The 25,490-nt window shown below is 42.5% G+C and carries 24 protein-coding genes; 19 read left to right on the top strand and 5 right to left on the bottom strand.

The features are described from left to right. The first annotated feature begins 182 nt into the window (after positions 1-182). From N6A79_RS08690 to N6A79_RS08615, 16 genes are all read left to right on the top strand, one after another. Positions 183-548 carry an NADH-quinone oxidoreductase subunit A gene (locus N6A79_RS08690; RefSeq protein ID WP_182417251.1) on the top strand — a complete coding sequence of 122 codons (366 nt, stop codon included), beginning with the start codon at positions 183-185 and terminating at the stop codon, positions 546-548. Further along, positions 539-1,117 carry a NuoB/complex I 20 kDa subunit family protein gene (locus N6A79_RS08685; protein ID WP_182417250.1) on the top strand — a complete coding sequence of 193 codons (579 nt, stop codon included), beginning with the start codon at positions 539-541 and terminating at the stop codon, positions 1,115-1,117. Before N6A79_RS08690 ends, N6A79_RS08685 begins: the two co-directional genes overlap by 10 nt. Positions 1,118-1,126: 9 nt before the next feature. Then, positions 1,127-1,738 carry an NADH-quinone oxidoreductase subunit C gene (locus tag N6A79_RS08680; RefSeq protein WP_268545626.1) on the top strand — a complete coding sequence of 204 codons (612 nt, stop codon included), beginning with the start codon at positions 1,127-1,129 and terminating at the stop codon, positions 1,736-1,738. After that, complete coding sequence (locus tag N6A79_RS08675) at positions 1,735-2,181, top strand: GFA family protein (protein WP_268545625.1); 447 nt, start codon at positions 1,735-1,737, stop codon at positions 2,179-2,181. Before N6A79_RS08680 ends, N6A79_RS08675 begins: the two co-directional genes overlap by 4 nt. A gap of 2 nt (positions 2,182-2,183) precedes the next feature. Next, positions 2,184-3,374 (top strand): NADH-quinone oxidoreductase subunit D, encoded by a 1,191-nt coding sequence (locus N6A79_RS08670; protein WP_182417247.1) that lies wholly within the window; start codon positions 2,184-2,186, stop codon positions 3,372-3,374. After that, positions 3,374-4,021: an NADH-quinone oxidoreductase subunit NuoE gene (gene nuoE / locus N6A79_RS08665; protein ID WP_182417246.1), complete on the top strand. Its 648-nt coding sequence runs from the start codon at positions 3,374-3,376 to the stop codon at positions 4,019-4,021. The genes N6A79_RS08670 and nuoE overlap by 1 nt, the downstream gene beginning before the upstream one ends. A gap of 64 nt (positions 4,022-4,085) precedes the next feature. After that, positions 4,086-5,393, top strand: a complete 1,308-nt coding sequence (gene nuoF / locus N6A79_RS08660; protein WP_268545624.1) for an NADH-quinone oxidoreductase subunit NuoF — start codon at positions 4,086-4,088, stop codon at positions 5,391-5,393. Positions 5,394-5,447: 54 nt separating this feature from the next. Continuing rightward, positions 5,448-7,526: an NADH-quinone oxidoreductase subunit NuoG gene (nuoG, locus tag N6A79_RS08655; RefSeq protein ID WP_268545623.1), complete on the top strand. Its 2,079-nt coding sequence runs from the start codon at positions 5,448-5,450 to the stop codon at positions 7,524-7,526. A gap of 27 nt (positions 7,527-7,553) precedes the next feature. Further along, a complete protein-coding gene (gene nuoH / locus N6A79_RS08650; protein ID WP_182417244.1) occupies positions 7,554-8,591 on the top strand; it encodes an NADH-quinone oxidoreductase subunit NuoH in 1,038 nt (345 codons plus the stop codon). A 12-nt stretch (positions 8,592-8,603) separates the two neighbouring features. Beyond that, a complete protein-coding gene (gene nuoI / locus N6A79_RS08645) occupies positions 8,604-9,095 on the top strand; it encodes an NADH-quinone oxidoreductase subunit NuoI (protein WP_182417243.1) in 492 nt (163 codons plus the stop codon). 201 nt (positions 9,096-9,296) lie between these two features. Then, positions 9,297-9,911, top strand: coding sequence for an NADH-quinone oxidoreductase subunit J (locus N6A79_RS08640; protein WP_182417242.1), 615 nt, complete (start codon positions 9,297-9,299; stop codon positions 9,909-9,911). Positions 9,912-9,924: 13 nt separating this feature from the next. Beyond that, positions 9,925-10,233, top strand: a complete 309-nt coding sequence (nuoK, locus tag N6A79_RS08635; RefSeq protein WP_182417241.1) for an NADH-quinone oxidoreductase subunit NuoK — start codon at positions 9,925-9,927, stop codon at positions 10,231-10,233. Between the two features lie 6 nt (positions 10,234-10,239). After that, on the top strand, positions 10,240-12,222 hold the full coding sequence (nuoL, locus tag N6A79_RS08630) for an NADH-quinone oxidoreductase subunit L (protein ID WP_268545622.1): 1,983 nt from the start codon (positions 10,240-10,242) through the stop codon (positions 12,220-12,222). After that, complete coding sequence (locus N6A79_RS08625; protein ID WP_268545621.1) at positions 12,222-13,757, top strand: NADH-quinone oxidoreductase subunit M; 1,536 nt, start codon at positions 12,222-12,224, stop codon at positions 13,755-13,757. The genes nuoL and N6A79_RS08625 overlap by 1 nt, the downstream gene beginning before the upstream one ends. A 14-nt stretch (positions 13,758-13,771) precedes the next feature. Then, positions 13,772-15,265, top strand: coding sequence for an NADH-quinone oxidoreductase subunit NuoN (gene nuoN, locus N6A79_RS08620; RefSeq protein ID WP_268545620.1), 1,494 nt, complete (start codon positions 13,772-13,774; stop codon positions 15,263-15,265). 34 nt (positions 15,266-15,299) lie between these two features. Next, complete coding sequence (locus N6A79_RS08615) at positions 15,300-16,103, top strand: biotin--[acetyl-CoA-carboxylase] ligase (protein ID WP_268545619.1); 804 nt, start codon at positions 15,300-15,302, stop codon at positions 16,101-16,103. Positions 16,104-16,160: 57 nt separating this feature from the next. On the opposite strand, the gene N6A79_RS08610 is transcribed toward N6A79_RS08615, so the two are convergent. Then, positions 16,161-17,201 (bottom strand): GlxA family transcriptional regulator, encoded by a 1,041-nt coding sequence (locus N6A79_RS08610; RefSeq protein WP_268545618.1) that lies wholly within the window; start codon positions 17,199-17,201, stop codon positions 16,161-16,163. Between the two features lie 1,574 nt (positions 17,202-18,775). On the opposite strand from N6A79_RS08610, the gene N6A79_RS08605 reads away from it, so the two are divergent. The 3 genes from N6A79_RS08605 to N6A79_RS08595 all read left to right on the top strand — a co-directional run bounded on the left by N6A79_RS08605 (position 18,776) and on the right by N6A79_RS08595 (position 21,462). Beyond that, positions 18,776-19,036, top strand: coding sequence for a hypothetical protein (locus tag N6A79_RS08605; RefSeq protein WP_268545617.1), 261 nt, complete (start codon positions 18,776-18,778; stop codon positions 19,034-19,036). A 108-nt stretch (positions 19,037-19,144) separates the two neighbouring features. Further along, complete coding sequence (locus N6A79_RS08600; RefSeq protein WP_268545616.1) at positions 19,145-19,861, top strand: helix-turn-helix transcriptional regulator; 717 nt, start codon at positions 19,145-19,147, stop codon at positions 19,859-19,861. Positions 19,862-20,187: 326 nt separating this feature from the next. After that, complete coding sequence (locus N6A79_RS08595) at positions 20,188-21,462, top strand: NAD(P)/FAD-dependent oxidoreductase (RefSeq protein ID WP_268545615.1); 1,275 nt, start codon at positions 20,188-20,190, stop codon at positions 21,460-21,462. Between the two features lie 62 nt (positions 21,463-21,524). Here the strand turns inward: N6A79_RS08595 and N6A79_RS08590 are convergent, their stop codons facing one another. The 4 genes from N6A79_RS08590 to N6A79_RS08575 all read right to left on the bottom strand — a co-directional run bounded on the left by N6A79_RS08590 (position 21,525) and on the right by N6A79_RS08575 (position 25,418). Further along, positions 21,525-21,788, bottom strand: a complete 264-nt coding sequence (locus tag N6A79_RS08590) for a hypothetical protein (RefSeq protein ID WP_268545614.1) — start codon at positions 21,786-21,788, stop codon at positions 21,525-21,527. Between the two features lie 101 nt (positions 21,789-21,889). Beyond that, on the bottom strand, positions 21,890-22,810 hold the full coding sequence (locus tag N6A79_RS08585; protein ID WP_268545613.1) for a DMT family transporter: 921 nt from the start codon (positions 22,808-22,810) through the stop codon (positions 21,890-21,892). A 111-nt stretch (positions 22,811-22,921) separates the two neighbouring features. Further along, positions 22,922-23,239 carry a hypothetical protein gene (locus tag N6A79_RS08580; protein WP_268545612.1) on the bottom strand — a complete coding sequence of 106 codons (318 nt, stop codon included), beginning with the start codon at positions 23,237-23,239 and terminating at the stop codon, positions 22,922-22,924. A gap of 67 nt (positions 23,240-23,306) precedes the next feature. Beyond that, positions 23,307-25,418, bottom strand: a complete 2,112-nt coding sequence (locus N6A79_RS08575) for a S9 family peptidase (RefSeq protein WP_268545611.1) — start codon at positions 25,416-25,418, stop codon at positions 23,307-23,309. Between the last annotated feature and the right edge of the window lie 72 nt (positions 25,419-25,490).

Here is a 25,490-nt window from a genome sequence, read left to right as displayed (position 1 = left end):
GTGATAAAACTATTGCTTGTTTGTGTACTCTGCGTTAACCCTTGCGACAAATTTCGCGCAGCATGCCCTTGAAGCTGTTTGGGCGAGGAAAATGTCTAAAGAGATTCTTTGGTGCACTGAGCTGTTTTCTTAAATGCAAAGTGTTTAATGGCGTTGCCTCGTTTGAAAAGGTGTTAAAGGATATGCCTGATATTCTGATGAATTACCTGCCTGTATTGATATTTATTATAGTATCATTGGTGATTGCAGGTGCTTTGTTGATTATGCCCTATATTGTGGCTTATCGTTCGCCCGATCCAGAAAAATTATCTGCTTATGAATGTGGCTTCAACTCGTTTGATGATGCGCGCATGAAATTTGATATTCGTTTTTATCTTGTTTCAATTCTATTCATTATTTTCGATCTTGAAGTAGCTTTTCTTTTCCCGTGGGCGGTTGCTTTCCGCGATATCGGGATGTTCGGGTTTTGGTCAATGATGCTGTTTTTAGGCGTTTTGACTGTAGGCTTTATCTATGAATGGAAGAAAGGGGCTCTGGAATGGAATTGACCGGAAATAAGACTTTGGTCGCGCCGCAGCCTAAAGGAATTATTGATCCTAATACTGGCAAGCTTATTGGTGCTGACGACAAGTTCTTCCAGGATATTAATGCCGAGCTTTCTGATAAGGGTTTCTTGGTTACATCTACAGATGCGCTCGTTACTTGGGCGCGTACTGGTTCATTGATGTGGATGACCTTTGGTCTTGCTTGCTGTGCAGTTGAGATGATGCATTGTTCAATGCCGCATTATGATAATGAGCGTTTTGGTTATGCTCCGCGCGCTTCTCCGCGCCAATCAGATGTTATGATGGTTGCTGGTACGCTTACCAATAAAATGGCTCCCGCATTGCGCAAAGTTTATGATCAGATGCCTGAGCCGCGTTATGTGATTTCAATGGGCTCATGTGCAAATGGTGGTGGCTACTACCATTATTCCTATTCGGTTGTGCGTGGTTGTGATCGTATTGTTCCTGTAGATATTTATGTTCCTGGTTGTCCTCCTACTGCTGAAGCGCTGCTTTATGGTGTGCTTTTATTGCAGAAGAAGATACGCCGTACCGGTTCGATCGAGCGCTAGGAGAGTATTATGGCTTCTGAAGCAATTGAAGATCTTAATAGCTATCTTGCTGAGCGTATAGGTTCTAAAATGTTGAGCCAAGAGATTGCTTATGGTGAGTTAAATCTTTTGGTTGATCCTGCCGAGCTGCTTGGTGTGTTGACATTCTTGCGTGACGATGTGCAGTGTCAATTCATCTGTATTATTGACGTTAGTGGTGTTGATTTCCCATCGCGTGAAAAGCGCTTTGATGTATCTTATCATCTTTTGTCACCACGTCAGAATCTGCGCATTCGCGTTAAGGTTCAGGTCAGTGAAGATGAAGATGTGCCATCAGCTTTCAGTGTCTATCCAGGTGCGGATTGGTATGAGCGTGAAGTTTACGATATGTATGGCGTTTTGTTTTCAGATCATCCAGATTTGCGTCGTATCTTGACCGATTATGGTTTTGAAGGGCACCCATTGCGTAAAGATTTTCCAACCACTGGTTTTGTGGAATGTCGCTATGATAATGAGGTAAAGCGGGTAGTTTATGAACCCGTTGTTCTTCGTCAAGAAATGCGCAGCTTTGACTTTTTGTCACCTTGGGAAGGTACAGATTATGTTCTGCCTGGTGATGAAAAAGCAGGAGAGCACAAATGAATCTAGGTCAGCCAGAAGAAAGCACTTTCATTCGCGAGGGTAAGTGTCTTTGTGGTGATGTGCATTTTAAGGCAAAGCTATCTGGTATGGATGTCGGCATATGCCATTGTCATATGTGCCAGAAAATGTCTGGTGGCGTTTTTATGTCCCTAGCGGTTGATCCAGCGATTGAAGTGCTGGGTAATGTTGAATTTTCAGTTTATCCATCGTCTTCTTGGGGCGAGCGGCTGTTTTGTTCATCATGTGGAAGTTCGCTTGGTTGGCGTATGCGTGATGGATCAATGGTTTATTTAAGTGCTGCTGCATTTGACGATCAAAGTGGTTTTGAATTGAAAAGTGAAATTTATTACGACGAAAAACCGCATTTTTATGAATTTGCAAATGAAACGCGTAAGATGACCGGTAAGGACATTGAGGCGCTCTTTTCAAACGGAGGGATTTGATCGTGGCTGAGGTCAATGTCCGTAATTTTAATATCAATTTTGGTCCGCAGCATCCAGCAGCGCACGGCGTGTTGCGCTTGGTATTGGAGCTTGATGGTGAAGTGGTAGAGCGGGTTGATCCGCACATTGGGCTTCTGCATCGCGGTACAGAAAAGTTGATGGAAACTAAGACCTATTTGCAAGCAGGTCCCTATCTTGATCGTTTGGACTATGTTGCGCCAATGAATCAAGAGCATGCCTATGTGCTCGCCATTGAAAAAATGCTTAAAGTCGAGGTGCCAAAGCGTGGCCAGCTCATCCGTGTGCTTTTTTCCGAAATTGGTCGTATTTTGAACCACCTTCTTAATGTTACCACGCAAGCCATGGACGTTGGTGCTTTAACGCCACCACTTTGGGGCTTTGTGCAGCGCGAAAAAATGATGGTATTTTATGAGCGCGCTTGTGGTGCTCGTCTTCACGCCAATTATTTCCGTCCAGGTGGTGTTCATCAAGATTTGCCAGAGCAATTGGTTGAAGATATTGGCGCATTTCTTGATCCGTTTCTTGAAGCGCTTGGTAATTTGGATGCGCTTATTACACCTAATCGTATTTTCAAACAACGTAACGTTGATATTGCAACGGTTTCGCTTGAAGATGCATGGGCTTACGGTTTTTCTGGTGTTATGGTGCGTGGCTCGGGCGCTGCTTGGGATTTGCGCAAAAGCCAGCCTTATGAGTGCTATGAAGAAATGGAATTTGATATTCCAGTCGGTAAAAATGGCGATTGTTATGATCGTTATCTTGTCCGCATGGAAGAAATGCGCCAATCAGTTCGTATTATTCGCCAATGTGTCGAGCGTTTGTTGAGTTCAGAAAAGACTGGCCCTGTTTCGAGTGTTGATCAAAAAATTACCCCGCCAAAACGCGGTGATATGAAGCGTTCAATGGAAGCGCTTATTCATCACTTCAAACTCTTTACTGAAGGTTTCCACGTTCCTGCGGGTGAAGTTTATGCAGCAGTGGAAGCGCCAAAAGGCGAATTTGGTGTCTATCTCGTCGCAGATGGTACCAATAAGCCATATCGTGTTAAATTACGTGCGCCAGGTTATGCACATTTACAAGCAATGGATTTCTTGTGTAAGGGTCACATGCTTGCAGACGTTGCTGCTATCCTTGGTTCCCTTGATATTGTTTTTGGAGAGGTTGATCGCTAATGTCTGTTCGCCGTCTCGCTGATGAATCTGTACAGCCCGATACATTTGCTTTTAATGCTGAAAATATGGCATGGGCTGAAAAAACTATTGCTAAATATCCTGAAGGTCGCCAGCAATCGGCGGTTATTCCTTTGCTGATGCGTGCGCAAGAGCAAGATGGTTGGGTCACACGCGCGTCAATTGAGTATATCGCTGATTTGCTCGGTATGGCTTATATTCGTGTTTTGGAAGTAGCAACATTTTATACTCAGTTCCAGTTAAAGCCAGTGGGTACAAAAGCCCATGTGCAAATATGTGGTACAACTCCTTGCATGCTTCGCGGTTCAGGTGAACTGATCAAACTTTGCAAGAATAAGATCAACGAACATGCATTTGAAACCAATGCAGACGGCACGCTTTCATGGGAAGAAGTCGAATGCTTAGGCGCTTGCGTTAATGCACCAATGGTGATGATTTTTAAAGATACCTATGAAGACCTAACACCAGAGCGTTTAGAAGAAATTATTGATGCTTTTGAGCGTGGTGAAGGTGCGTCAGTCCCTGTTGGGCCGCAAAATTCACGCAAGTCATCAGAACCAATCACAGGATTAACGTCATTGCTTGATGGTGATCAGGTAAAAGCTCAAGCTGTAAAGCCTAAAGAGTAGATATGTTAATGAGTGAGATTGCTTTAAAAGCCGATGGTTACGGACGGAAAGGAATAGGTGAGACATGCTAGCTGATAAGGATCGCATATTCACCAATATTTACGGATTAAAAGACACATCTCTTAAAGGTGCTATGTCTCGTGGCTGTTGGGACGGCACCAAAGGCATTATCGAAAAAGGCCGTGATTGGATCATCAATGAGATGAAAGCATCTGGTTTGCGTGGCCGTGGCGGTGCGGGTTTCCCGACTGGCATGAAATGGTCATTCATGCCAAAGGTCAGTGATGGTCGCCCTCATTATTTGGTTGTCAATGCCGATGAGTCCGAACCTGGTACGTGTAAAGATAGAGAGATCTTGCGTCACGATCCTCATACTTTGATTGAAGGCTGTGTTATAGCAACTTTTGCAATGGGCGCTCATATTGCTTTTATTTATGTACGCGGTGAATATATTCGCGAACGTGAAGCGCTGCAAGCAGCTATTGATGAATGCTATGATGCAGGACTTTTGGGTAAAAATCCAAAACATGGCCATCCTTGCGATATTATTGTGCATCATGGTGCCGGTGCTTATATTTGTGGTGAAGAAACTGCGCTGCTTGAAAGCTTGGAAGGCAAAAAAGGCCAGCCACGTTTGAAGCCGCCATTTCCAGCTAATATGGGTATTTATGGTTGCCCTACAACCGTTAATAATGTTGAATCCATTGCTGTTGCGCCAACGATTTTACGTCGCGGTGCAGAATGGTTTGCAGCTATTGGTCGTCCTAATAATGTGGGCACCAAATTATTCATGATTTCAGGTCATGTAAATACACCTTGCACCGTTGAAGAAGCTTTAGGCATTACTTTCCGTGAGCTTATTGAAAAACATGCCGGTGGTATCCGTGGTGGATGGGATAATTTCTTAGGCGTTATCCCAGGCGGTGCATCTTGTCCTGTCGTTCGCGGCGAAGACATGATCGATGTGATCATGGATTTTGACGGTTTAAGGGAAGTTAAGTCTTCTTTTGGTACTGGCGGCGCGATTGTTATGGATAAATCGACCGATATTATTAAAGCTATTTGGCGTATTGCAGCATTTTTTAAGCATGAAAGCTGTGGCCAATGTACACCATGCCGTGAAGGTACTGGTTGGATGATGCGTCTTTTGGGGCGCATGGTTGAAGGGCGCGCGCAAAAGCGCGAGATTGACCTTTTATTTGATGTGTCGAAGCAGGTTGAAGGGCATACGATTTGTGCGCTCGGCGATGCTGCTGCTTGGCCTATTCAGGGGCTTATTCGTAATTTCCGCCCTGAAATTGAAAAGCGGATTGATGAATATACCCATAATGCAGTGCAAAGCCGTAATATTGCGCTTGAAGCTGCTGAATAGGTTTTTTGGTTTAATTTCTAGGATAGGCGGCGAGGCCGCCGGTTTGGAAAAACGATGGCAAAGATCATAGTTGACGACAAGGAGATCGAGGTTCCCGATCACTATACGTTGCTACAAGCAGCGGAAGAGGCCGGAGCCGAGGTGCCCCGCTTTTGTTTTCACGAGCGTTTGTCTATCGCCGGCAATTGCCGCATGTGTTTGGTTGAAGTAAAAGGTGGGCCACCTAAGCCACAGGCTTCCTGTGCAATGGGCGTAAAGGACTTGCGCCCCGGTCCTAATGGTGAGCCACCGCAGATCTTTACAAAAACACCTATGGTAAAGCGCGCGCGTGAAAACGTCATGGAATTTCTTCTTATCAACCACCCGCTTGATTGCCCCATTTGCGATCAGGGCGGCGAATGTGATTTGCAAGATCAAGCAATGGCTTATGGTCGTGATTTCTCGCGTTATCAAGAAGATAAGCGTGCGGTAGAAGATAAATATATTGGGCCGTTAGTAAAGACAGTGATGACGCGTTGCATTCACTGCACACGTTGTGTGCGCTTTACCACCGAAGTTGCAGGTATTTCTGAGTTGGGGCTTATTGGTCGCGGCGAAGACGCTGAAATCACCACCTATCTTGAAAAGGCAATGACATCAGAGCTCCAGGGCAATGTTATCGATCTTTGTCCTGTTGGTGCTTTGACATCACGCCCATATGCTTTCAATGCACGCCCTTGGGAACTTAGCAAGACTGAAACTATTGACGTTATGGATGCGGTTGGTTCAGCTATCCGTGTTGACTCGCGTGGACGCGAAGTTATGCGTATTATGCCACGGGTTAATGAAGCGATTAATGAAGAATGGATTTCAGATAAGAGCCGCTTCATTTGGGATGGTTTAAAAACCCAGCGTCTTGATCGCCCTTATATTCGCAATAGCCAAGGTCGGTTAATGTCAGCAAGTTGGCAAGAAGCTTTTACGGCGATTAAAGTTGCGATTGATAAGGCAAATGCCACTAAAATTGGTGCTATTGCTGGTGATCTTGCAACAGTTGAAGAAATCTATTCGCTAAAATCATTGCTTAATGCGCTTGGCTCCACCCATTATGATTGCCGCCAAGATGGCGCAGCCCATGATCCAAAAGCGGGTCGCGCTAGCTATATTTTCAATACAACGATTGCCGGTATTGAGCAGTCCGATGCATTGATTATCATTGGTAGTAATCCACGTTTTGAAGCATCGGTTCTTAATGCCCGTATTCGTAAACGCCAAAGAAAGAGCGATTATCCAATTGCTGTGATTGGCGAGCGTGGTGAAATGCGCTATCCTTTCGAATATCTTGGGGCAGGGGAAGAAACACTCAGTCAACTTATTGATGGCAAGCTTTCATTCCTTGAAAAATTGAAAACTGCTCAAAAACCTATGATTATACTTGGTCAGGGTGCACTTAGCGGCGAGAATGGTGCTAATATTGCAAAGGCGGCTGCAAAGCTTGCTACAATTATTGGTGCGGTTAATGACGAGTGGAATGGCTTTAATGTCCTTCACACTGCAGCCTCACGCGTTGGCGGACTTGATCTTGGTTTTGTTGCCGAAGATAATGCAAGGGCAAAAGACGTAGTAAATGATAGCGAAGTATTATTCTTGCTTGGCGCTGATGAAATTGATTTGAATGCTAAAAAAGGCTTCACAATTTATATTGGTAGCCATGGCGATAATGGCGCACATAATGCAGATATTATTTTGCCCGGTGCAGCTTACACTGAAAAATCAGGTATTTTTGTAAATACTGAAGGCCGTGTACAGATGACCAATCGTGCAACTTTTGCTCCTGGTGAAGCAAAAGAAGATTGGGCAATTTTACGTGCATTGTCTGATGTTTTGGGTGTGCGTTTGCCTTATGACTCACTTGGCGCTTTAAGACGTAAGCTTTATAGTGAATATCCGCATTTTGCCGCCATTGATGATATTTTGGTGGGTGACGTTAAGGATATTACCACTTTGGCTAATGGCTTTAAAACCCTTGGTTCAGCAAAATTCGTTTTACCTATACAAGATTTCTATCTTACCAATCCGATCGCACGCTCATCTGCCATTATGGCTGAGTGTTCGGCGCTTGCAAGCGGTCGCATTCCGCAAGCAGCAGAATAATGGTTACAAGAGGAAGAGTGATATAAAATGTTAGATTTCTTCTTGATGCAGATATTGTTGCCAATCGGGCAGTCGCTATTATTTATTGTAGCGCTGTTGGTTATCATTGCATTCTTGCTTTTAGCAGATCGTAAGATTTGGGCAGCGGTTCAATTGCGTCGCGGTCCCAATGTTGTTGGTCCATTTGGTCTTTTCCAATCTTTTGCGGATTTGATTAAGTTTATTGTTAAAGAACCTGTCATTCCAGCCGGTGCAAATAAAGGTATTTTCCTTCTTGCTCCATTCATTTCGGCAGGCCTTGCCCTTTGTGGTTGGGCGGTTATTCCGGTTAATGAAGGGTGGGCAGTTGCTGATATTAATGTCGGCATGCTTTATGTATTCGCTATTTCTTCGTTAGAAGTTTATGGTGTTATTATGGGCGGCTGGGCATCAAACTCCAAATATCCATTTCTTGGTGCATTGCGCTCTGCCGCGCAAATGGTATCTTACGAAGTGTCCATTGGTTTTGTGATTGTGACTGTGCTACTTTGCGTAGGTTCGCTCGATCTTACTCAAATTGTGCTTGCACAAAAAGACGGTATCGGCACTATGGCTGGTTTGCCATTTGCATCATTCCTTGATTGGCATTGGTTAGGTCTTTTCCCAATGTTCGTTATTTTCTTTATTTCAGCACTTGCTGAAACAAATCGCCCACCTTTTGATTTGGTTGAAGCAGAATCTGAACTTGTGGCTGGGCACATGGTTGAATATTCTTCAGGCCCATATCTTCTTTATATGCTTGGTGAATATGTTGCGATTGTTTTGATGTGCGCCTTGACTACGATTTTATTCTTAGGTGGTTGGTTGCCGCCGCTTGATGTTTGGTGGCTCAATTGGATACCGGGTGTGTTCTGGTTCTTGTTCAAAGTTTGCGCTGTATTCTTTATGATTGCGATGGTTAAAGCTTTCGTTCCACGTTATCGCTATGATCAGCTCATGCGTCTTGGTTGGAAAGTCTTCTTGCCTATTTCACTTGCAATGGTCGTGCTTACGGCTGCATTCTTAAAAATTACTGGTCTGGCATAGGAGTTTAAGATAATGTCAAGTCTTTTCCAAGCTGCTAAATCTTTATTGCTACTTGAATTGGTAAGTGCCTTTTTTCTCGCCTGCAAGCAATTTGTAGCACCAAAGCCAACCATCAATTATCCTTATGAAAAAGGTCGTATTTCACCACGTTTTCGTGGTGAACATGCGCTGCGTCGTTATCCAAATGGTGAAGAACGCTGCATTGCTTGTAAATTATGTGAAGCTATTTGTCCTGCACAAGCTATTACCATTGAAGCTGGCCCACGCCGTAATGATGGTACAAGGCGTACAGTGCGTTACGATATTGACATGGTAAAGTGCATTTATTGTGGTTTTTGCCAAGAGGCATGCCCAGTTGAAGCGATTGTTGAGGGACCAAATTTTGAATTTGCGACCGAAACCCGCGAAGAGCTTTATTATGATAAGGAAAAGTTGCTCGCTAATGGCGATCGTTGGGAGCGCGAAATTGCCCGCAATATTGCGCTTGATGCACCGTATCGTTAATAATTTAGTATAACCTTAATATCGCATTGTAACTATTTGTTTTATATGTGGTTATAGGGTTTTATTTAAGGCTGTTTAGGCAGTTTTCGAGGGGCAAATATTTGACCCTCTTGTCATCGGAAGCTTTAATTTAGCTTCTTTCAGGCGAAGACGTGGCGCTTTCATTCCACGTCACTGCGTTGAATTATCTTGGGGAACCCCATGCTAACTGGTCCTGTGGTTGCGTTTTTTTATCTGTTCTCGTTCATTTTGATCGCAAGTGCCGTAATGGTGGTGGCGGCACGTAACCCCGTTCATTCGGTTCTTTTCCTCATTTTGGCTTTTTTCAATGCCGCAGCATTATTTTTGCTCACCGGCGCTGAATTTTTGGCCATGATCTTGCTTGTGGTTTATGTCGGTGCCGTTGCGGTATTGTTCTTATTTGTGGTCATGATGCTTGATGTGGACTTTGCCGAATTAAAGCGCGGTGCATTGCAATATGCACCAATTGGTGCGCTTGTCGGTCTTATTTTGCTTATTGAGCTTGTGGTTGTTTTTACTTCGAACTCGATCATTCCAGATGTTGCCATTGCTGCAAAAGCGGCAAGTGATGTTGCTAAAACCAATACACAAGCGCTTGGTGAAATACTTTATACTGATTATGTATTGTATTTCCAATTAGCCGGTTTGGTGCTTTTGGTTGCTATGATTGGGGCAATTGTATTGACATTGCGTCACCGCCCTAATGTTAAGCGCCAATCAATTGCTGCCCAAGTTGCACGTACACCTGAAACTGCCATTGAGATTAAAAAAGTCGAATCCAATAAAGGTATTTAACGGGAAGAAAAAAATGCATATAGAAATTGCTCACTATCTGACCGTTTCGGCGATCTTGTTCACGATTGGCGTTTTCGGTATTTTTCTAAATCGTAAGAATGTTATTATTATTTTAATGTCGGTAGAGCTTATTTTGCTCTCGGCTAATTTAAATTTCGTAGCATTCTCTGCTGTTTTAAATGATTTGGTAGGCCAAGTCTTTGCACTTTTCGTGCTAACAGTTGCTGCTGCAGAAACAGCAATTGGTCTTGCCATACTTGTTGTATTCTTCCGTAATCGCGGTTCTATCGCGGTGGAAGATGTCAATATGATGAAAGGTTGACGCATCATGTTATTTGACGCAATCGTCTTCCTTCCACTAATTGGTTTTCTCATTGCTGGTCTTTTTGGCAATAGCATCGGTGCGCGTGCAAGTGAATTGGTCACCTGTAGCTTAATGGTTGTTGTTGCCATATTGTCTTGGGTTGCATTTATTACAATTGCAATGAATGCAAATGGTGAAACCCAGCATGTGGAGGTGCTTAGCTGGATTTTATCAGGTAGATTGGACTTTGATTGGGCTTTTCGGGTTGATACTTTAACCGCAATTATGTTGGTTGTTGTTAATACCGTATCGGCGCTCGTGCATATCTATTCTATCGGTTACATGCACCATGATCCAAGCCGTCCACGCTTTTTTGCTTATCTTTCGCTGTTTACCTTTATGATGTTGATGTTGATCACGTCTGACAATCTCGTCCAAATGTTTTTTGGTTGGGAAGGCGTTGGTCTTGCTTCTTATTTGCTTATTGGCTTTTGGTATCAAAAACCTTCAGCCAGCAAAGCAGCCATGAAAGCTTTCGTGGTGAACCGCGTTGGTGATTTTGGCTTCCTACTTGGAATGTTTAGCATTTTTGTGATTTTCGGCGTTGTTGGGTTTGAAGATATTTTTGCCCGTGCGGGAAGTGGCGATTATGCTAACACTTTCACATTCTTAAGCTGGGAAGTTGACCGCACCAATGCGTTGACGATTACCTGCTTATTGTTATTCATTGGTGCAATGGGTAAATCAGCGCAGTTTTTGTTGCATACTTGGTTGCCAGACGCGATGGAAGGCCCAACTCCAGTATCTGCTCTTATCCATGCGGCTACCATGGTGACGGCTGGTGTGTTCATGGTTGCACGTATGTCGCCAATCTTTGAGCTTTCGCCTACAGCCTTGACAGTCATTACCTTTATTGGTGCGACAACTGCATTTTTTGCGGCAACTGTTGGCCTTGTGCAAAATGATATTAAGCGCGTTATTGCTTATTCAACCTGTTCGCAGCTTGGTTATATGTTTGTGGCTCTTGGTGTTGGCGCTTATGGCGCGGCAGTATTCCATTTGTTTACCCACGCTTTCTTCAAGGCATTATTGTTCCTTGGTGCAGGTTCAGTGATCCATGCTGTGTCTGATGAACAAGATATGCGTCATATGGGTGGCTTGCGTAAATATATTCCAACCACTTATTGGATGATGATTATCGGTACAATCGCTTTGACGGGCGTTGGTATTCCAGGAACCGTTATTGGTACTGCTGGTTTCTTCTCCAAGGATGCAATTATTGAATCGGCTTATGCTGCCCATAATGCTGCATCAGGCTATGGTTTCTGGCTGCTTGTCATTGCCGCCTTTATGACCAGTTTCTATTCATGGCGTTTGATTTTCCTTACCTTCCACGGCAAACCACGCGCAACGGCTGACGTTATGCATCATGTGCATGAATCAGGGCCTGTTATGTTAGCGCCATTGTTTGTTTTGGCAGTTGGCGCTTTGCTTGCGGGCTTTATCTTTATGCCTTATTTCTTCGGCGATCATTATGACGCTTTCTGGAAAGGTGCATTATTTACTTCCGAGCACAACCATGTGATGCATGATGCTCACGGCGTGCCAGTTTGGGTAAAATGGTCACCCTTTATTGTTATGGCTCTTGGTTTCGTTCTTGCTTTTTGGTTCTATATCATTTCGCCAGCCGTTCCAAAGGCACTTGCAACAGCAATGCCACGCCTTTACAAATTCCTGCTCAATAAATGGTATATTGATGAATTATATGACGCTATTTTTGTTCGTCCCACCTTTGCCATTGGCCGTTTCTTCTGGAAGGTCGTTGACGGAAAAATAATTGACGGACTAGGACCAAATGGTCTTGCCAGTCTTGTTCTTACTATTACCAATAAGGTCGCTGTACGCATGCAAACCGGCTATCTCTATCATTATGCATTTGCGATGCTTATCGGTGTTGCAGCCCTCATCACTTGGATGATGTTTGGAACATTTTGGAGTGTAAACTGATGAGTGAGCATTATTGGCCAATTCTTTCAACGGTTACATTCCTACCGTTACTCGGCGCATTGCTTATCCTCTTGATTAAAGAGGATGGCGAGGCTGCCAAGCGTAATATTCGTAATGTTACGCTATTAACCACTATTTTTGTATTTGTACTTTCGCTTGTCGTTTGGGCAGGTTTTGATCGCAGCAATGCTGGCTTCCAAATGGTTGAAAAACTTGTTTGGCTTACCAATTCTGAAGGTAAACCAGCAATTAGCTACCATATGGGTGTCGATGGTATCTCCATCTTATTTGTGGTGCTTACCGCATTTCTTATGCCATTTTGTATTCTTGCCAGTTGGGAAACAGTTCAAAAGCGCGTAAAGCAATATATGATTATGTTTCTTATTCTAGAAACAATGGTTATTGGTGTATTTTGTGCGCTTGATGGTGTGCTATTCTATATCTTCTTTGAAGGTAGCCTTATTCCAATGTTTATCATCATTGGCGTATGGGGTGGTCAGCGCCGTGTTTATGCAAGTATAAAATTTTTCCTTTATACCTTGCTTGGTTCGCTTCTCATGCTTGTTGCATTAATGGCAATGTATTGGAATGCTGGTACACTTGATATTGTTGAATTGTTAAACAATCACCATTTCCCTGCTTCCATGCAGACCTGGTTATGGCTTGCTTTCTTTGCGTCCTTCGCAGTTAAAATGCCAATGTGGCCCGTCCATACTTGGTTGCCAGATGCACACGTTGAAGCACCAACGGCAGGCTCGGTTATTCTTGCTGGTATTTTGTTGAAGCTTGGTGGCTATGGGTTCTTGCGTTTCTCGCTCCCTATGTTCCCTGTTGCATCAGAACATTTTGCAGATTTCGTCTTTGCTTTGTCCGTTATCGCAATTATTTACACCTCACTGGTTGCTCTTGTGCAAGAGGACATGAAAAAGCTTATTGCTTATTCGTCAATTGCCCATATGGGCTATGTGACAATGGGTATTTTCTCCGCCAATGCCCAAGGTGTTGAAGGTGCGATTTATCAAATGATTTCGCATGGTTTCGTATCAGGCGCACTCTTCCTTTGTGTGGGTGTTATCTATGATCGCCTTCATACTCGTGAGATTGCGGCATTTGGCGGCCTTGTCAATAATATGCCAAAATATGCAACGGTATTCTTGATCTTCACCATGGCCAATGTCGGCTTACCGGGCACCTCGGGCTTTATTGGTGAGTTCTTGACGCTGATTGGTCTTTTCCAAGTAAATACTTGGCTTGCAGTTTTTGCAACCTCTGGGGTTATTCTCTCAGCTGCTTATGCACTTTATCTTTACCGCCGTGTCATTTTTGGCCCGCTGGAGAAAGAAAGCTTGAAGGCTTTGCTAGATTTATCGCCACGGGAAAAATTCCTTCTCTACCCAATGGTTGTTTTGACTATTTTCTTCGGTGTTTATCCGATGGGTATCTTGAATGTTATTTCAGGTACCGTAAACAACCTTATTACCAATTATAATGATGCACTGCAGGCAATTGCTTCAAGTGCAACATTGATGCAATAGAAGAGGCAAATCTGATGCAGATTGATTTGATGGCTCAATTGCCGCTCATGCTTCCAGAGCTAGTGATCGCAGTGGGTGCTCTTGTGTTGCTTATGGTGGGCGTATATTCAAAACAGCAATCTTATACAATGATAACCACGCTTGCGGTTGTTGTTTTGGCTGCTGCTCTTGTATTATTAGTGGTGTTTCCGCCCTATGGTAACGTGTTTGGCGATGCCTTGATTATGGATAGCTATAGCCGTTACATGAAAGTTCTAACCGTGATTGGTGCGCTTGTCGCACTGGTCATGTCGGTTGGCTATGCCAAGAATTACGGTTTTGATAAGTTTGAATTTCCAATCATCGCCTTGCTTTCAACTGTTGGCATGATGCTCATGATTTCAGCCGGCAATATGCTATCACTTTATATGGGCTTGGAATTGCAATCCCTTGCCCTTTATGTGCTAGCTGCCTTTAACCGTGATAATGCTCGCTCATCTGAAGCTGGCCTTAAATATTTTGTTTTGGGTGCTTTGTCTTCAGGCATGTTGCTTTACGGTATTTCACTGGTTTATGGCTATACTGGCCATATTGGTTTCATGGAAATTGCCCAAAGCTTCACAGGTGGTCATCCGCCGCTTGGCCTTATCTTTGGTATGGTCTTTGTGCTTGCAGGTCTTGCATTCAAAATTTCTGCCGTTCCATTCCATATGTGGACGCCCGATGTTTATGAAGGTTCGCCAACACCCGTAACTGCCTTTTTTGCCGGTGCTCCAAAAGTTGCTGCTATTGCGCTTATCGGTCGTATTGTGGTTATGGGCTTTAGCCCAGATCATATTGGTGCACAATCAAGCATTATGCCTGCAGCGCAGCAAATTCTTGTGTTCATTGCGATTGCGTCGATGATCCTTGGTGCTTTTGCTGGTATTGGCCAAAAGAACATTAAGCGCCTAATGGCTTATTCATCTATTACCCATATGGGCTACGCGCTTGTTGGTCTTTCTGCTGCTGCTGGAGCAGGGTCTTTGGAAATTGCTACAGCTGGTGTACAAAGTATCATCATTTATATGACGATTTACCTTGTTACGACGCTTGGTGCATTCGCCTTTATTCTAGCTATGCGTAATCGCGATGGTAATGTTGAAGAAATCAGTGACCTTGCTGGCCTTGCTTGGAGCAATCCTTTTATGGCAGCAATCATGACCATGCACATGTTCTCACTTGCCAGCATTCCGCCTTTGGCTGGTTTTTTTGGTAAATGGTACACATTCTCAGCGGCCGTTGGTGCTGGCTTGGTGCCACTCGCCGTCATTGGTATGATGGCATCTGTGGTTGGTGCTTTTTACTACTTGCGCCTTATCAAAGTCATGTGGTTTGATGAATCCAAGGGCGGCTTCTTAGCTTTGCCAAGTGAATTGCGCATTGTGTTATTCTTGAGCGGTGTATTTGGATTGTTCTATGTGTTCTTTGCTGTATGGATTACACCATGGGCAGCAACAGCCGCACAATCTCTTTTCATGGCACAATAATTACGACGTAGACAATAATTAAGTAAAGTTTCAAATGGTTGTTCGCCTTTCTTCGCAAGCAAAAAAAGCTGGTTATCGGGTTGAGTTTTATGAACTTTTAGACTCAACCAATCAACTAGCCACTGAGTTTGCAAAGAACGGCGACCAAGGAAATTTATGGATAGTTGCAGATGAGCAGCTAGCAGGGCGTGGGCGGCGTGGTCGCCAATGGGTTAGTCCCAAAGGTAATTTTTTTGTTTCACTATTATTGGTGGATGATTTTGCGCCGCATAATGCCGCAACATTAGGTTTTGTAACCGGCGTCTCATTAATCGAAGCGTTAGAACAACACAAGCGCTCAATAGGCTTTGGCATTTCCAGTGAACCCGTCAAATTAAAGTGGCCCAATGACCTTTTGGTGGGCGATGCCAAATTATCTGGTATTTTATTGGAACTGGTGACTTTACCAAACCAAAATCACGCAATCATTATTGGTATTGGTGGCAATATTGTCAGCTCGCCCGATAATATGCCTTACCCTACTGCCGCCTTGCACAATATTGGCTATAATATTGATGCAGCACAATGGTTTGAAAGCCTATCGGATACATGGGCAACCAATTATAAATTATGGGATAAGGGAAAAAACCTTAGCGCAATTCGTGATAAATGGCTGCAACATGCCGCTAATCTAGGTGGGCGGGTTAATATCATGGTCAATGGTGAATTAATCACTGGCGTTTTTGAAACCATTGATGAAAATTGCCAATTGGTTATTTACCAAGATAATGGCGTGCGCAAAACAATATCTGCCGGTGAAGTGCATTTTACCAACCAAGTATTTTCCGCCAAACAATAATCAAAAAGTCAGTTAGTATCTTTAAAATCGAGTGTCTTTTTGCCAGATTTCCAAGGCTTAACTTATATCCTTGTTTTTAGCACGCAGGTCAAAGGGCTTTTTACCAAAACGGCGGCGAAACATGCGGCTTAAATGCGATGAATCGCAAAAGCCACATTGGATTGCAATTTCGGCAAGGGGCTTGTTGGTGGTTTCAATAAGTGTGCGGGCAAAATTAAGCCGCATATCAATAAATGCGGCTTGCGGTGAAGTAGCAAGGGCTTGCTGAAAATGGCGCTCTATTTGCCGTTTATTATGGCCAATTGTTTTGGCTATATCATCTATAGATAATGGACAATCAATATTTTGCTGCATCATATGCAATGATTTCGCAACGACAGGGTTATCGCTATGCCATTCTTGGGGGATAGTTGGCTGCGTTTTATCTGGGGGGAACGGTTCATTGGCCGCCAATGTATGCAAAGCCTTACGTGCTTCGCTTCGCCCGATATGTTTTGCTACAATGTAGGAAGCAAGTTGGCTGGTACCTGCCGCACTATCAGTGCTTAAGCGGTCTCGGTCAATGATGAAGCTTTTATCCATAACAGAGCGCAAACCACTATATTTTTCTAAAAAAGTTTGACCGCGCAATGGGCTAAGGCAAGTTTGATAACCTTCCATGAGACCCGCAGCATGGATGATAAGGCTGCCAGTACCGATACCACCAAGCGTAATTTTGCTTTGTGCTGTAAGATGGAGATAATCAATATAGCTACTATCAAGTTCGCTTAGGCTATCCGTGTAACGGCCTACCACAATTATATAATCAAAATTTTGTGGGGCAATGAGTGATTGGTTAGGTTGTACGCCAATACCACTACTTGAAAAAATTGGGTTCAGGGAATTGGATAAAACAGACCAATGACATGACGTTTGATTAATGCTTGCAACCTTATTATTGGCAAGGGTTAAAACATCAATAAAATTTGCAAATGCGCTCAAGGCAAAGTCGTTAGCAAGAATAAATCCAATTGAAAATCTTGGCTGCTTAAGGGATTTATTATTTGCAGCTTTGGGAGTTGCTGTTTGTTGATCGGCGATATGATTTTGCCTCTCCATGCACAATCTCTCCATAACTATCTCATTTGCGAGTTGGATAGATATATTCAATCGAATAATTCTAAATTGCAATAGTTTTATTTCTCGATAAGTACCGAAGCTATCCATACAAATTCAAGTAAGTCTGTGATTGTGGGATTTTTTGATTGAGATTGCGGTGATTTATCGCATGTGGATAGCTAGCCGCTATTTGTTTTTTTACAGAGTGATTGTCTTTTTATATTTTTTACTGATAACTATCGGGTATCAGCATATGTCTTTATTTAAGATTAACGCTCAAATGGGTGATGAGGTTGTCGCCTCTTTATAATCCTTTGCTAACTTTCGGCATATTCATCGGCGCAAAGGTCACCATGCAGCCTACGACAATTTGTTTGCGCAACTAGTTTGTTATATCATCCGTTACATTATAAAGTTTTCAGTTTCATCAATATTTTTTTGCTTAAATAAACGCCTATTTACCTGCTGGAGTTAAAGGCCAGCCCTTGAGCATGCTGTCGAATAAGCAATTTTGCTTGCAATTCCTCCTCAATATTGGCAATCGCAGTCTATATTGATGGCGAGGACACTTTAACGCGTTCAGGCGCAAGACTAATGTACCAGTTTCCGCATTAGATATAAAATATTCAACTTGTCTTAAAGTAATACGTATGATTGCGTTTCCAATAGAATTTAAATTGCGATATATTTAGAATTATTAATATAAAGAATTTAAATGACATAGTCATAATATTTAGAATTTTTATTCTATGTAGTCGATTAATAAATTGAAAAAAAATATAATAGGGTCTTGCCTAGTTAAATGATAATTATTCGTTATGAGGCTATGATAAGACGTGAAAAATAAGCATTCCATTCGTAGTAGAATTTTAAAACAGAAAATTCGTTATGTTGTTCGCTGTTTTGTGGTTGATTTAACTGGATTTCAAACCTCACGATTGACTGGGCTAAACCTTAATATCATTAACCACATTTATCAGGGGCTGCGCGAACCTATCTATCTATCTATCTATCTATCTATCTAGCTTGCGAAGCTTAAGCGTCCCGTGTTTGGTATTGTTGAAGTTGATGAAAGTTTAATCGGTCCTCGTCGTCTATTAGGCAAAGATGGGCGTGGCTCTTTTGGTAAAACAATAGTTTTTGTACATTTGAACGAGGGGGGTAAGCTTATACTGAAATTGTACCAAACTGCTTAAAAGCTACCTTACAGGGCTTTATGACGCAAGAAAAGTGGATATTGCCTCGATCATAAACTCTGATGGGTAGCGCGGATATAATGGTTTGGTTGATTTTGGTTAACGACATTTCCATGTTGACCATCTGCTAAGATGAATTTGCAAGGGGCGTGTTTATATCAAGGGTATTGAAGGCTTTTGGGGATTAGCAAAAGTAAGGCTCAGCAAATTCAAAAGCATTCCTGAAAAGACGTTCCATCTGCATCTTAAAGAATGAGAATGAATACTTAACAACCTATCTTATGAAAAAGCAAAAATCTTGCTACAATAGCTAAGGTTAAACCCGTTTAATTAGGCAAGACCTTTTATTTATTATTTTGTTGTGTAATGGTGGTGTATATGATGAAAAATATAAGTGTTTTATTAGTCTTTATTTTTATTTCTGCATGTTCAACTGTATCAGGAACTTATCGTATTGTTTCACATGATGCTAATGGTAAAGAGTTAGGACCAAAAATTAATTTAACAGATGCTACCAGCGATATGTTTGTAAAATATCGACGAATGCTTTGCAAGTTTAATCCAAAATCCGTTGTTACAATTAAAAATACCCAAACGGGTCAAGACATGGCTGGTTTAAGCCCTTATCAATGTCCATAATTGCTTTTGCTACATTCTAGTCTAAGTTGCTATAGAATTTCTGGATATTGGGTGATATGCTCCAATTTCATTTTTTAAACCGATTATTCATTTGCCATTTAGCTTTTTATGACCAAATCAGAACGCCTACTTGCTCTATTAGACCTGTTGCGTCGTTACCGTTATCCAGTAACGGGAGCTGTGCTTGCCAATGAATTAAAGGTAAGTTTACGGACGCTTTATCGCGATATTGCAAGTTTGCAAGCGCAAGGTGCAACAATTGAGGGCGAAGCAGGGCTTGGCTATGTTTTACGCCCTGGGTTTCATGTGCCGCCCTTAATGTTTAGTCATGACGAATTGGAAGCCTTGGTGCTTGGGTCGCGCTTGGTTGCAAGTTTGGGCGAGGGCGCATTGTTGCAAGATGCGCGCTCTGCCATGGCAAAAATTGCGGCTTGTTTGCCCAAAGCCTTAGCCGATTCAATGCAAGCTGTTGCACTACATGTTCCGCCCGATACGCGGTTTAACCAGCCTGAAACTATGGAAGTAGTCACATTATTGCGCAAAGTCATTCGCGATCATAAAAAGCTTGCGATTACCTATTGTGATGCCCATGGTAAATTTAGCAAACGGATTATTTGGGCTTTTGGATTAGCTTTTTTTGCAAAAAGCCGGATAATCTTGGCCCATTGCGAGGAACGCGATGATTTTAGGCATTTTAGAACCGATAGGATTTTAAGCTGTAATGCATTGCCACAAAACTATCCCCAAAGCCGCAGTAAATTATTGCGCGACTGGGCAGAAATGATGAAAGAAAGCTGTGAGGATTTCAAGCTGGAGCAGTTTTAATCAAAGGTGAATCATTTTTGGCTATAATTTAACCATGCGCTCAGTGCAGCATGCTTTTTTAATGTAATGGTCGTGCTATAGGGCAGGTTAAATAGATTTTATGCCTTATTCGATGATAAATTTTAGTGCGATTTATAGTGTTTCAAAACAACAACAGATTTTTATTGAAAACGATTTAGTTTTCAATATTATTTGATTGAAATCAAAATTTAATGATTTTTATTTTTTCATTGTCTGCTAATATACCCCGAATAAATTAAAGCTACATAGTAGCTTAAAGGCATTTATTTTTGCTATTTTGTAATTGCCTTTTTAAGGAGTAAGTAATGTCTGATCATCGTGTGGTTATTGTGGGTGGTGGTTTTGCGGGCCTTTCTGCAGCCAAAGCAATAAAATGCCCAAATACCGTGATTACCGTGATTGACCAACGTAACCACCATCTTTTTCAACCACTGCTTTATCAGGTAGCAACTACCATTCTTGCAACATCAGAAATTGCGTGGCCTATTCGTCATTTACTGCGCAAGCGTAAAGATATTACCACCTATCTTGGTAAGGTAACAGCAATTGATAAGGAAGCACGGCAAGTTAGTCTATCCGATGGTAAGCAATTACCCTATGACACGTTAATTTTAGCAACTGGCGCACGGCATGCCTATTTTGGTAAAGATGAGTGGGAAGATATTGCACCCGGTCTTAAAGATCTTGAAGACGCAACAACTATAAGACGACGCATGTTGGTGGCTTTTGAAAAAGCTGAAATGGAAAAAGATCCTAAACTGCGTGAAGCGCTGCTTACTTTTGTGATTATTGGCGGCGGTGCAACAGGTGTTGAGCTTGCCGGTATTATTGCTGAACTTGCCCATAAAACTTTGCCAAAAGAATTCCGCAATATTGATACAACCAAAGCAAAAGTTTTGCTTGTTGAAGCAGGGAGCCGTGTTTTACCAGTCTTTCCTGAAGAATTATCTGAATATGCCAAGAAAACCTTGGAAAAAATGGGCGTTGATGTGCGCACGGGCAAACCAGTAACTGAGTGTCATGAAGATGGTGTCGCCATTGGTGATGAAGCTATTCCTGCCCGTACAATTATTTGGGCGGCAGGGGTTAAAGCATCAGATGCTGCTGATTGGATTAATACGCAAAAAGATCGAGCTGGTCGCGCTTTTGTTAAGGATGATCTCTCGGTGGAGAACCATCCAGAAATTTTCATTATTGGTGATACGGCATCGGTAAAGCAAATAAATGGCAATCCAGTTCCCGGTATTGCACCTGCCGCCAAGCAACAGGGCGAATATGTTGCAAAGGTTATTAATCATCGCCGCAAAAATTTGACGCCGCCGCCCGCTTTTCATTATCGCCACCTTGGTAACCTTGCAACCATTGGCCGCAATTCTGCGGTGATTGATTTTGGTAAAATTCGGCTCACCGGTTTTCTTGCATGGTGGATTTGGGGTGTTGCCCATATTTATTTCTTGATTGGCGCGCAAAGTCGGTTAGCCGTTGCTTTAAATTGGTTGTGGCTTTCCATTTCAGGCCGCCGTTCCGCCCGTCTTATTACCCAACGTGAAACCCGCCGGACTGACGAGCAACAAATGTAGCATTTTGCCGCTTTAAAGGGTAATATATAGATGCAGCAATAATGTATTGTACTTTATCGCTGCTAATCTTTTTTATAATCAGCTATTAATTGCAAATAATAGCGGATTAATTTGTCGGTGTCATTGGCTTCAAATCGTATTTCAGGACCACGCCAATCGCAATAAGTGATTGTGCCGCCGCGATAGTTAAAATTAATACTATAGCTATCAAATTTATCTGGGTTATCTATCAAAAACAGCTTTTCAGCATTATTTTGTTGAATAATATTGCGTAGAGCTATTATTTTTTCTTTTGCCAATATCTTTTGAGAGTTTTCATCGCTCATGGCGGTTTATCCTTAACCGTTTATATTTAAAAATATGCTTTTAGTTTTTTAAAATATCGACTGTGAAACGATAGTCTTGCAATCTCATAATTATGAAAATATCAAGATGCGGTTTTTGTTTTTTTATTAAATAGGTTACTGGGTAAGGTTACAAACACCAATGATGAAAGAATTAGTAATACGCCAAGCCAACCGATAAGTGGTAAGCGCTCCCCAAGAATAAGCACTGCCAAAAATGCTGCAACGACTGGTTCCATGAGTGTAATGGTAATGGCAACGCTTGCTTTAATGCGAGCAAGCCCATAGCCAAAACACAAATATCCTAAAAACATTGGGATAAGAGCCATATAAAGCCCTACTGAAAAATTTTGCCATGATAGCAAGAAAGGTGCGCCAGTTGCCAAAAGTATTGGCATGAGCATAAGGCCACCTAGCCCAAACGTTGCGCCCATAGCTGCCGATGAGGCAATGCCTTTTTGCATAAGTTGACGGGATGTCCAAGAATATCCAGCATAGGTGAGCCCAGCAACGAGCCCCAAAAATATACCAAGCAATGGATTTTCATCGCCCTTTTGGGTAGATGCGCCATGGTGGGTCGCAAGGCAGAGTAAAATAATGCCAACAAGGCCAACGCTAATGCCAATGAGCCAGCGCATGGAAATTGGATGCTTTTCAAAAAAACGCTCGATAATAACCGAGCATAATGGGGCTGAACCAATGGAAATAACCGTACCAATGGTAACGCCGGCAAGCCGCATAGAAGCATAAAAAGCAAGCGGATAAACCAAAACTGAAATGCCCCCTGCCAATAATAAAACCCAATGCCTTTTGAGGGCCGATAGTTGCGCAGATATTTTTTTGCGTGCCATAAAAGCTTGGATTAATCCGCCAAGCCCCATGGCCGACGCGCCAATGGCAATAGGCCCAACTTGTGGTGCCATAGCCGCAGCCGTTCCTGTTGTTCCCCATAAAAGTGCCGCGAAGAAAACAGCACCAAGGCCATAATAATAGTCTTTAGACATGCTGCATCCCATGGATTAATTAAGAGGGTAGAAGCGACGACTTCTTTTGAAGCTTTATATTTGAGTGTCAACTTAACCCGAAACTTGCTTCATTTTTTGCGGAAAATGCGCTTAAAACTGCGTGCAGAGCGAGGCGTCTGGTGTTTTTTCATTATAATAATAATTCATGGTGAAAAGCCATGTTTTACACTCATTCATAGTTTGAAAACAGCGATAGCGTTCTACTGGCATATAGCCAGAGCCATAATATTGAAATGGTGTTTGTTCCCAACCACGGAAAAAACCGGCAATAATGCCGCTGCCTTTGGGCGGTGTATTGCAGCGCTTGCCTAAAAATTCATTTTGCCTATCCGGCGCTGCTGCAAAAGACGTTAGCGGAAGAAGTGCAATGAAGATACTTATAAAAATTACTTTTATTTTGTTTATCATTGCACTTTCTCCTTTAATTTATGAGCTAAAATATCTCAAAAAAATAGGTTTAGCTTAATTGTTATAATTAGATTTTTTCTGCCAAAATGTCATAATTGACAATTTTTAGCATGAAAGAATACATATAGGCCCATTCTTCAAGTCGTGAAAAGCGACCCGATGCTCCTGCATGTCCTGCATCCATATTAATGCGGAATAAAACAGGATTATAATCACTTTTGCGTTCACGCAAGCGAGCAACCCATTTTGCTGGCTCCCAATAGGTGACGCGTGGATCCGTTAGGCCAGCAAGTATCAACATTGGCGGATAGGCTTGTTGCTTAACATTGTCATAAGGCGAATAAGAGGCAATTAATTCATAATCATCTTTAGATTCGATTGGGTTGCCCCATTCCGACCATTCTGGCGGGGTGAGGGGCAGGCTTGCATCAAGCATTGTGTTTAAAACATCAACAAAAGGTACAGCGGCAACAATGGCAGCATAATCATTGGGTGCCATATTGGCAATTGCCCCCATCAGCATACCACCTGCAGAACCACCAAAAGCCATTAATTTTTCATGGGACGTAAAACCATTTTCAACTAGATAGCGGCCGGCAGTGATAAAATCATGGAATGTATTGGTTTTATGCTTTAATTTGCCATTCTCATACCAATGATAGCCTTTTTCTTTGCCACCACGAATATGCGCCACACAATAAATAAAACCACGATCAACCAGTGATAGAACCGTAGTGCTAAAACTTGCGGGCATGCTCATGCCATAGGCGCCATAGCCGTATAAAAGACATGGCGCCGTGCCATCAAGAGCAATATCTTTGCGGTAAAGCAAGGTTAAAGGTACCAATTCGCCATCATGCGCTTTAGCCATTAAGCGGCGGGCAACATAATCGCTGGCATTATGTCCCGATGGTACTTCTTGCTCTTTAAGCAAATTGCGCTCACGCGAGTTCAAATCATATTCAAAAAGCTGGCGCGGTGTGGTTGGTGATGAATAGGAAAAGCGGATAATATCGCTATCATATTCTACTGCGCCATGCAGCCCCAAGGAATAGGCTTCTTCATCAAAGGCAATAGAATGAATATCCTTGGTTTCACGGTTCCAAACTTTAATTGCAGGCAAGCAGTTTTGGGTTTCTAGCCATAAAAGATAATTTTCATAAGCATCAAAGCCAACAATCAAACGGCCTTCTTCATGGGGAATGAAGTCTTGCCAATTTTCTGGCTCTGGCTGCGCTGATGGCGTTACCATCACTTTAAAATCACGCGCTTTATCCATGTTGGTCAAGATATAGAATTGCTCGCCGGCAGGAATAATTTCATATTCAACACCGGTTTCGCGGGCCTTAATTAATTTTGGTTGTGCTGATGGATCATTGGCTGGCAAAAACCATATTTCAGATGTTTCATGGTCGTGCAGATTAATAAAAATATAATCTTCCAAGGCAGAGCCTGAAACTTGCACAAAAAACCGGGTATCTTCTTCCTTGAAAATAAGTCTATCTTCGCTTTGCTGTGTGCCAAGACGGTGATAGAAAATTTCGCTAGCGCGATGGTTTTCGTCTAATTTGCTATAGAAAAAACCTTGTGCATTGGCATCCCAAACCCCATCACCACTCGTATGCGACAAAACTTCATCATGGTCACTATCGTGCCCAAAATCACGAATTTTAATATCGTAAAATTCTGATCCCTTATCGTCATAGCTCCAAAGACATTTTTTATGGTCTGGCGCATAGCTAACGCCGCCAAGCTGGAAATAAGCTTTATCCTCACCTTCCTTATGGCCATCAAGATAAATAAATTGTTCGCCACCATCACGTTTAGTGCGGAAAAAATAAGGTTGCTCGCCGCCAATTGCAAAGGCTGAACCATAAGCAAATTCACCATCTTTTTCAGGAACGGATGAATCATCTTCCTTGATGCGGCCCTTCATTTCTGCAAAAAGCTTGGCTTGCAATTCTTCAGTGCCGGTCATCATTTCTGCCTGATAGGCATTTTCCTGCTGTAATTGTGCTAAAATAGCTGGGTCAAGCTTTGATGGATCTTGAAACACTTCTTGCCAATTATCTGCGCGTAGCCATGCATATTCATCAGTTTTTTCAATGCCATGATGAACAGATTTTTGTGCAATTTTTGCGGTTTCTGGAGCCGCAATAGCTGGAAATATTTTTGCCATGATAAACCTTATAGGGTGAACAGAAATTTATGTGATAAAATGCAATATGTATGAAACTTTAAGAATAATCGC

The organism is Bartonella sp. HY761 (assembly GCF_026743145.1).
GTDB lineage: Bacteria > Pseudomonadota > Alphaproteobacteria > Rhizobiales > Rhizobiaceae > HY038.
Note: the sequence above shows the minus strand (reverse complement) of the source record. Positions and strands in the feature narration are given on the sequence as shown.

Excerpts from the sequence above, each read along its gene's own strand:
- N6A79_RS08690 (WP_182417251.1), top strand. The coding sequence starts at position 183 with ATGCCTGATATTCTGATGAATTACCTGCCTGTATTGATATTTATTATA.
- N6A79_RS08685 (WP_182417250.1), top strand. The coding sequence starts at position 539 with ATGGAATTGACCGGAAATAAGACTTTGGTCGCGCCGCAGCCTAAAGGA.
- N6A79_RS08680 (WP_268545626.1), top strand. The coding sequence starts at position 1,127 with ATGGCTTCTGAAGCAATTGAAGATCTTAATAGCTATCTTGCTGAGCGT.
- N6A79_RS08675 (WP_268545625.1), top strand. The coding sequence starts at position 1,735 with ATGAATCTAGGTCAGCCAGAAGAAAGCACTTTCATTCGCGAGGGTAAG.
- nuoE (WP_182417246.1), top strand. The coding sequence starts at position 3,374 with ATGTCTGTTCGCCGTCTCGCTGATGAATCTGTACAGCCCGATACATTT.
- nuoF (WP_268545624.1), top strand. The coding sequence starts at position 4,086 with ATGCTAGCTGATAAGGATCGCATATTCACCAATATTTACGGATTAAAA.
- nuoG (WP_268545623.1), top strand. The coding sequence starts at position 5,448 with ATGGCAAAGATCATAGTTGACGACAAGGAGATCGAGGTTCCCGATCAC.
- nuoH (WP_182417244.1), top strand. The coding sequence starts at position 7,554 with ATGTTAGATTTCTTCTTGATGCAGATATTGTTGCCAATCGGGCAGTCG.
- nuoI (WP_182417243.1), top strand. The coding sequence starts at position 8,604 with ATGTCAAGTCTTTTCCAAGCTGCTAAATCTTTATTGCTACTTGAATTG.
- N6A79_RS08640 (WP_182417242.1), top strand. The coding sequence starts at position 9,297 with ATGCTAACTGGTCCTGTGGTTGCGTTTTTTTATCTGTTCTCGTTCATT.
- nuoK (WP_182417241.1), top strand. The coding sequence starts at position 9,925 with ATGCATATAGAAATTGCTCACTATCTGACCGTTTCGGCGATCTTGTTC.
- nuoL (WP_268545622.1), top strand. The coding sequence starts at position 10,240 with ATGTTATTTGACGCAATCGTCTTCCTTCCACTAATTGGTTTTCTCATT.
- N6A79_RS08625 (WP_268545621.1), top strand. The coding sequence starts at position 12,222 with ATGAGTGAGCATTATTGGCCAATTCTTTCAACGGTTACATTCCTACCG.
- nuoN (WP_268545620.1), top strand. The coding sequence starts at position 13,772 with ATGCAGATTGATTTGATGGCTCAATTGCCGCTCATGCTTCCAGAGCTA.
- N6A79_RS08615 (WP_268545619.1), top strand. The coding sequence starts at position 15,300 with ATGGTTGTTCGCCTTTCTTCGCAAGCAAAAAAAGCTGGTTATCGGGTT.
- N6A79_RS08610 (WP_268545618.1), bottom strand. The coding sequence starts at position 17,201 with ATGGAGAGGCAAAATCATATCGCCGATCAACAAACAGCAACTCCCAAA.
- N6A79_RS08605 (WP_268545617.1), top strand. The coding sequence starts at position 18,776 with ATGATGAAAAATATAAGTGTTTTATTAGTCTTTATTTTTATTTCTGCA.
- N6A79_RS08600 (WP_268545616.1), top strand. The coding sequence starts at position 19,145 with ATGACCAAATCAGAACGCCTACTTGCTCTATTAGACCTGTTGCGTCGT.
- N6A79_RS08595 (WP_268545615.1), top strand. The coding sequence starts at position 20,188 with ATGTCTGATCATCGTGTGGTTATTGTGGGTGGTGGTTTTGCGGGCCTT.
- N6A79_RS08590 (WP_268545614.1), bottom strand. The coding sequence starts at position 21,788 with ATGAGCGATGAAAACTCTCAAAAGATATTGGCAAAAGAAAAAATAATA.
- N6A79_RS08585 (WP_268545613.1), bottom strand. The coding sequence starts at position 22,810 with ATGTCTAAAGACTATTATTATGGCCTTGGTGCTGTTTTCTTCGCGGCA.
- N6A79_RS08580 (WP_268545612.1), bottom strand. The coding sequence starts at position 23,239 with ATGATAAACAAAATAAAAGTAATTTTTATAAGTATCTTCATTGCACTT.
- N6A79_RS08575 (WP_268545611.1), bottom strand. The coding sequence starts at position 25,418 with ATGGCAAAAATATTTCCAGCTATTGCGGCTCCAGAAACCGCAAAAATT.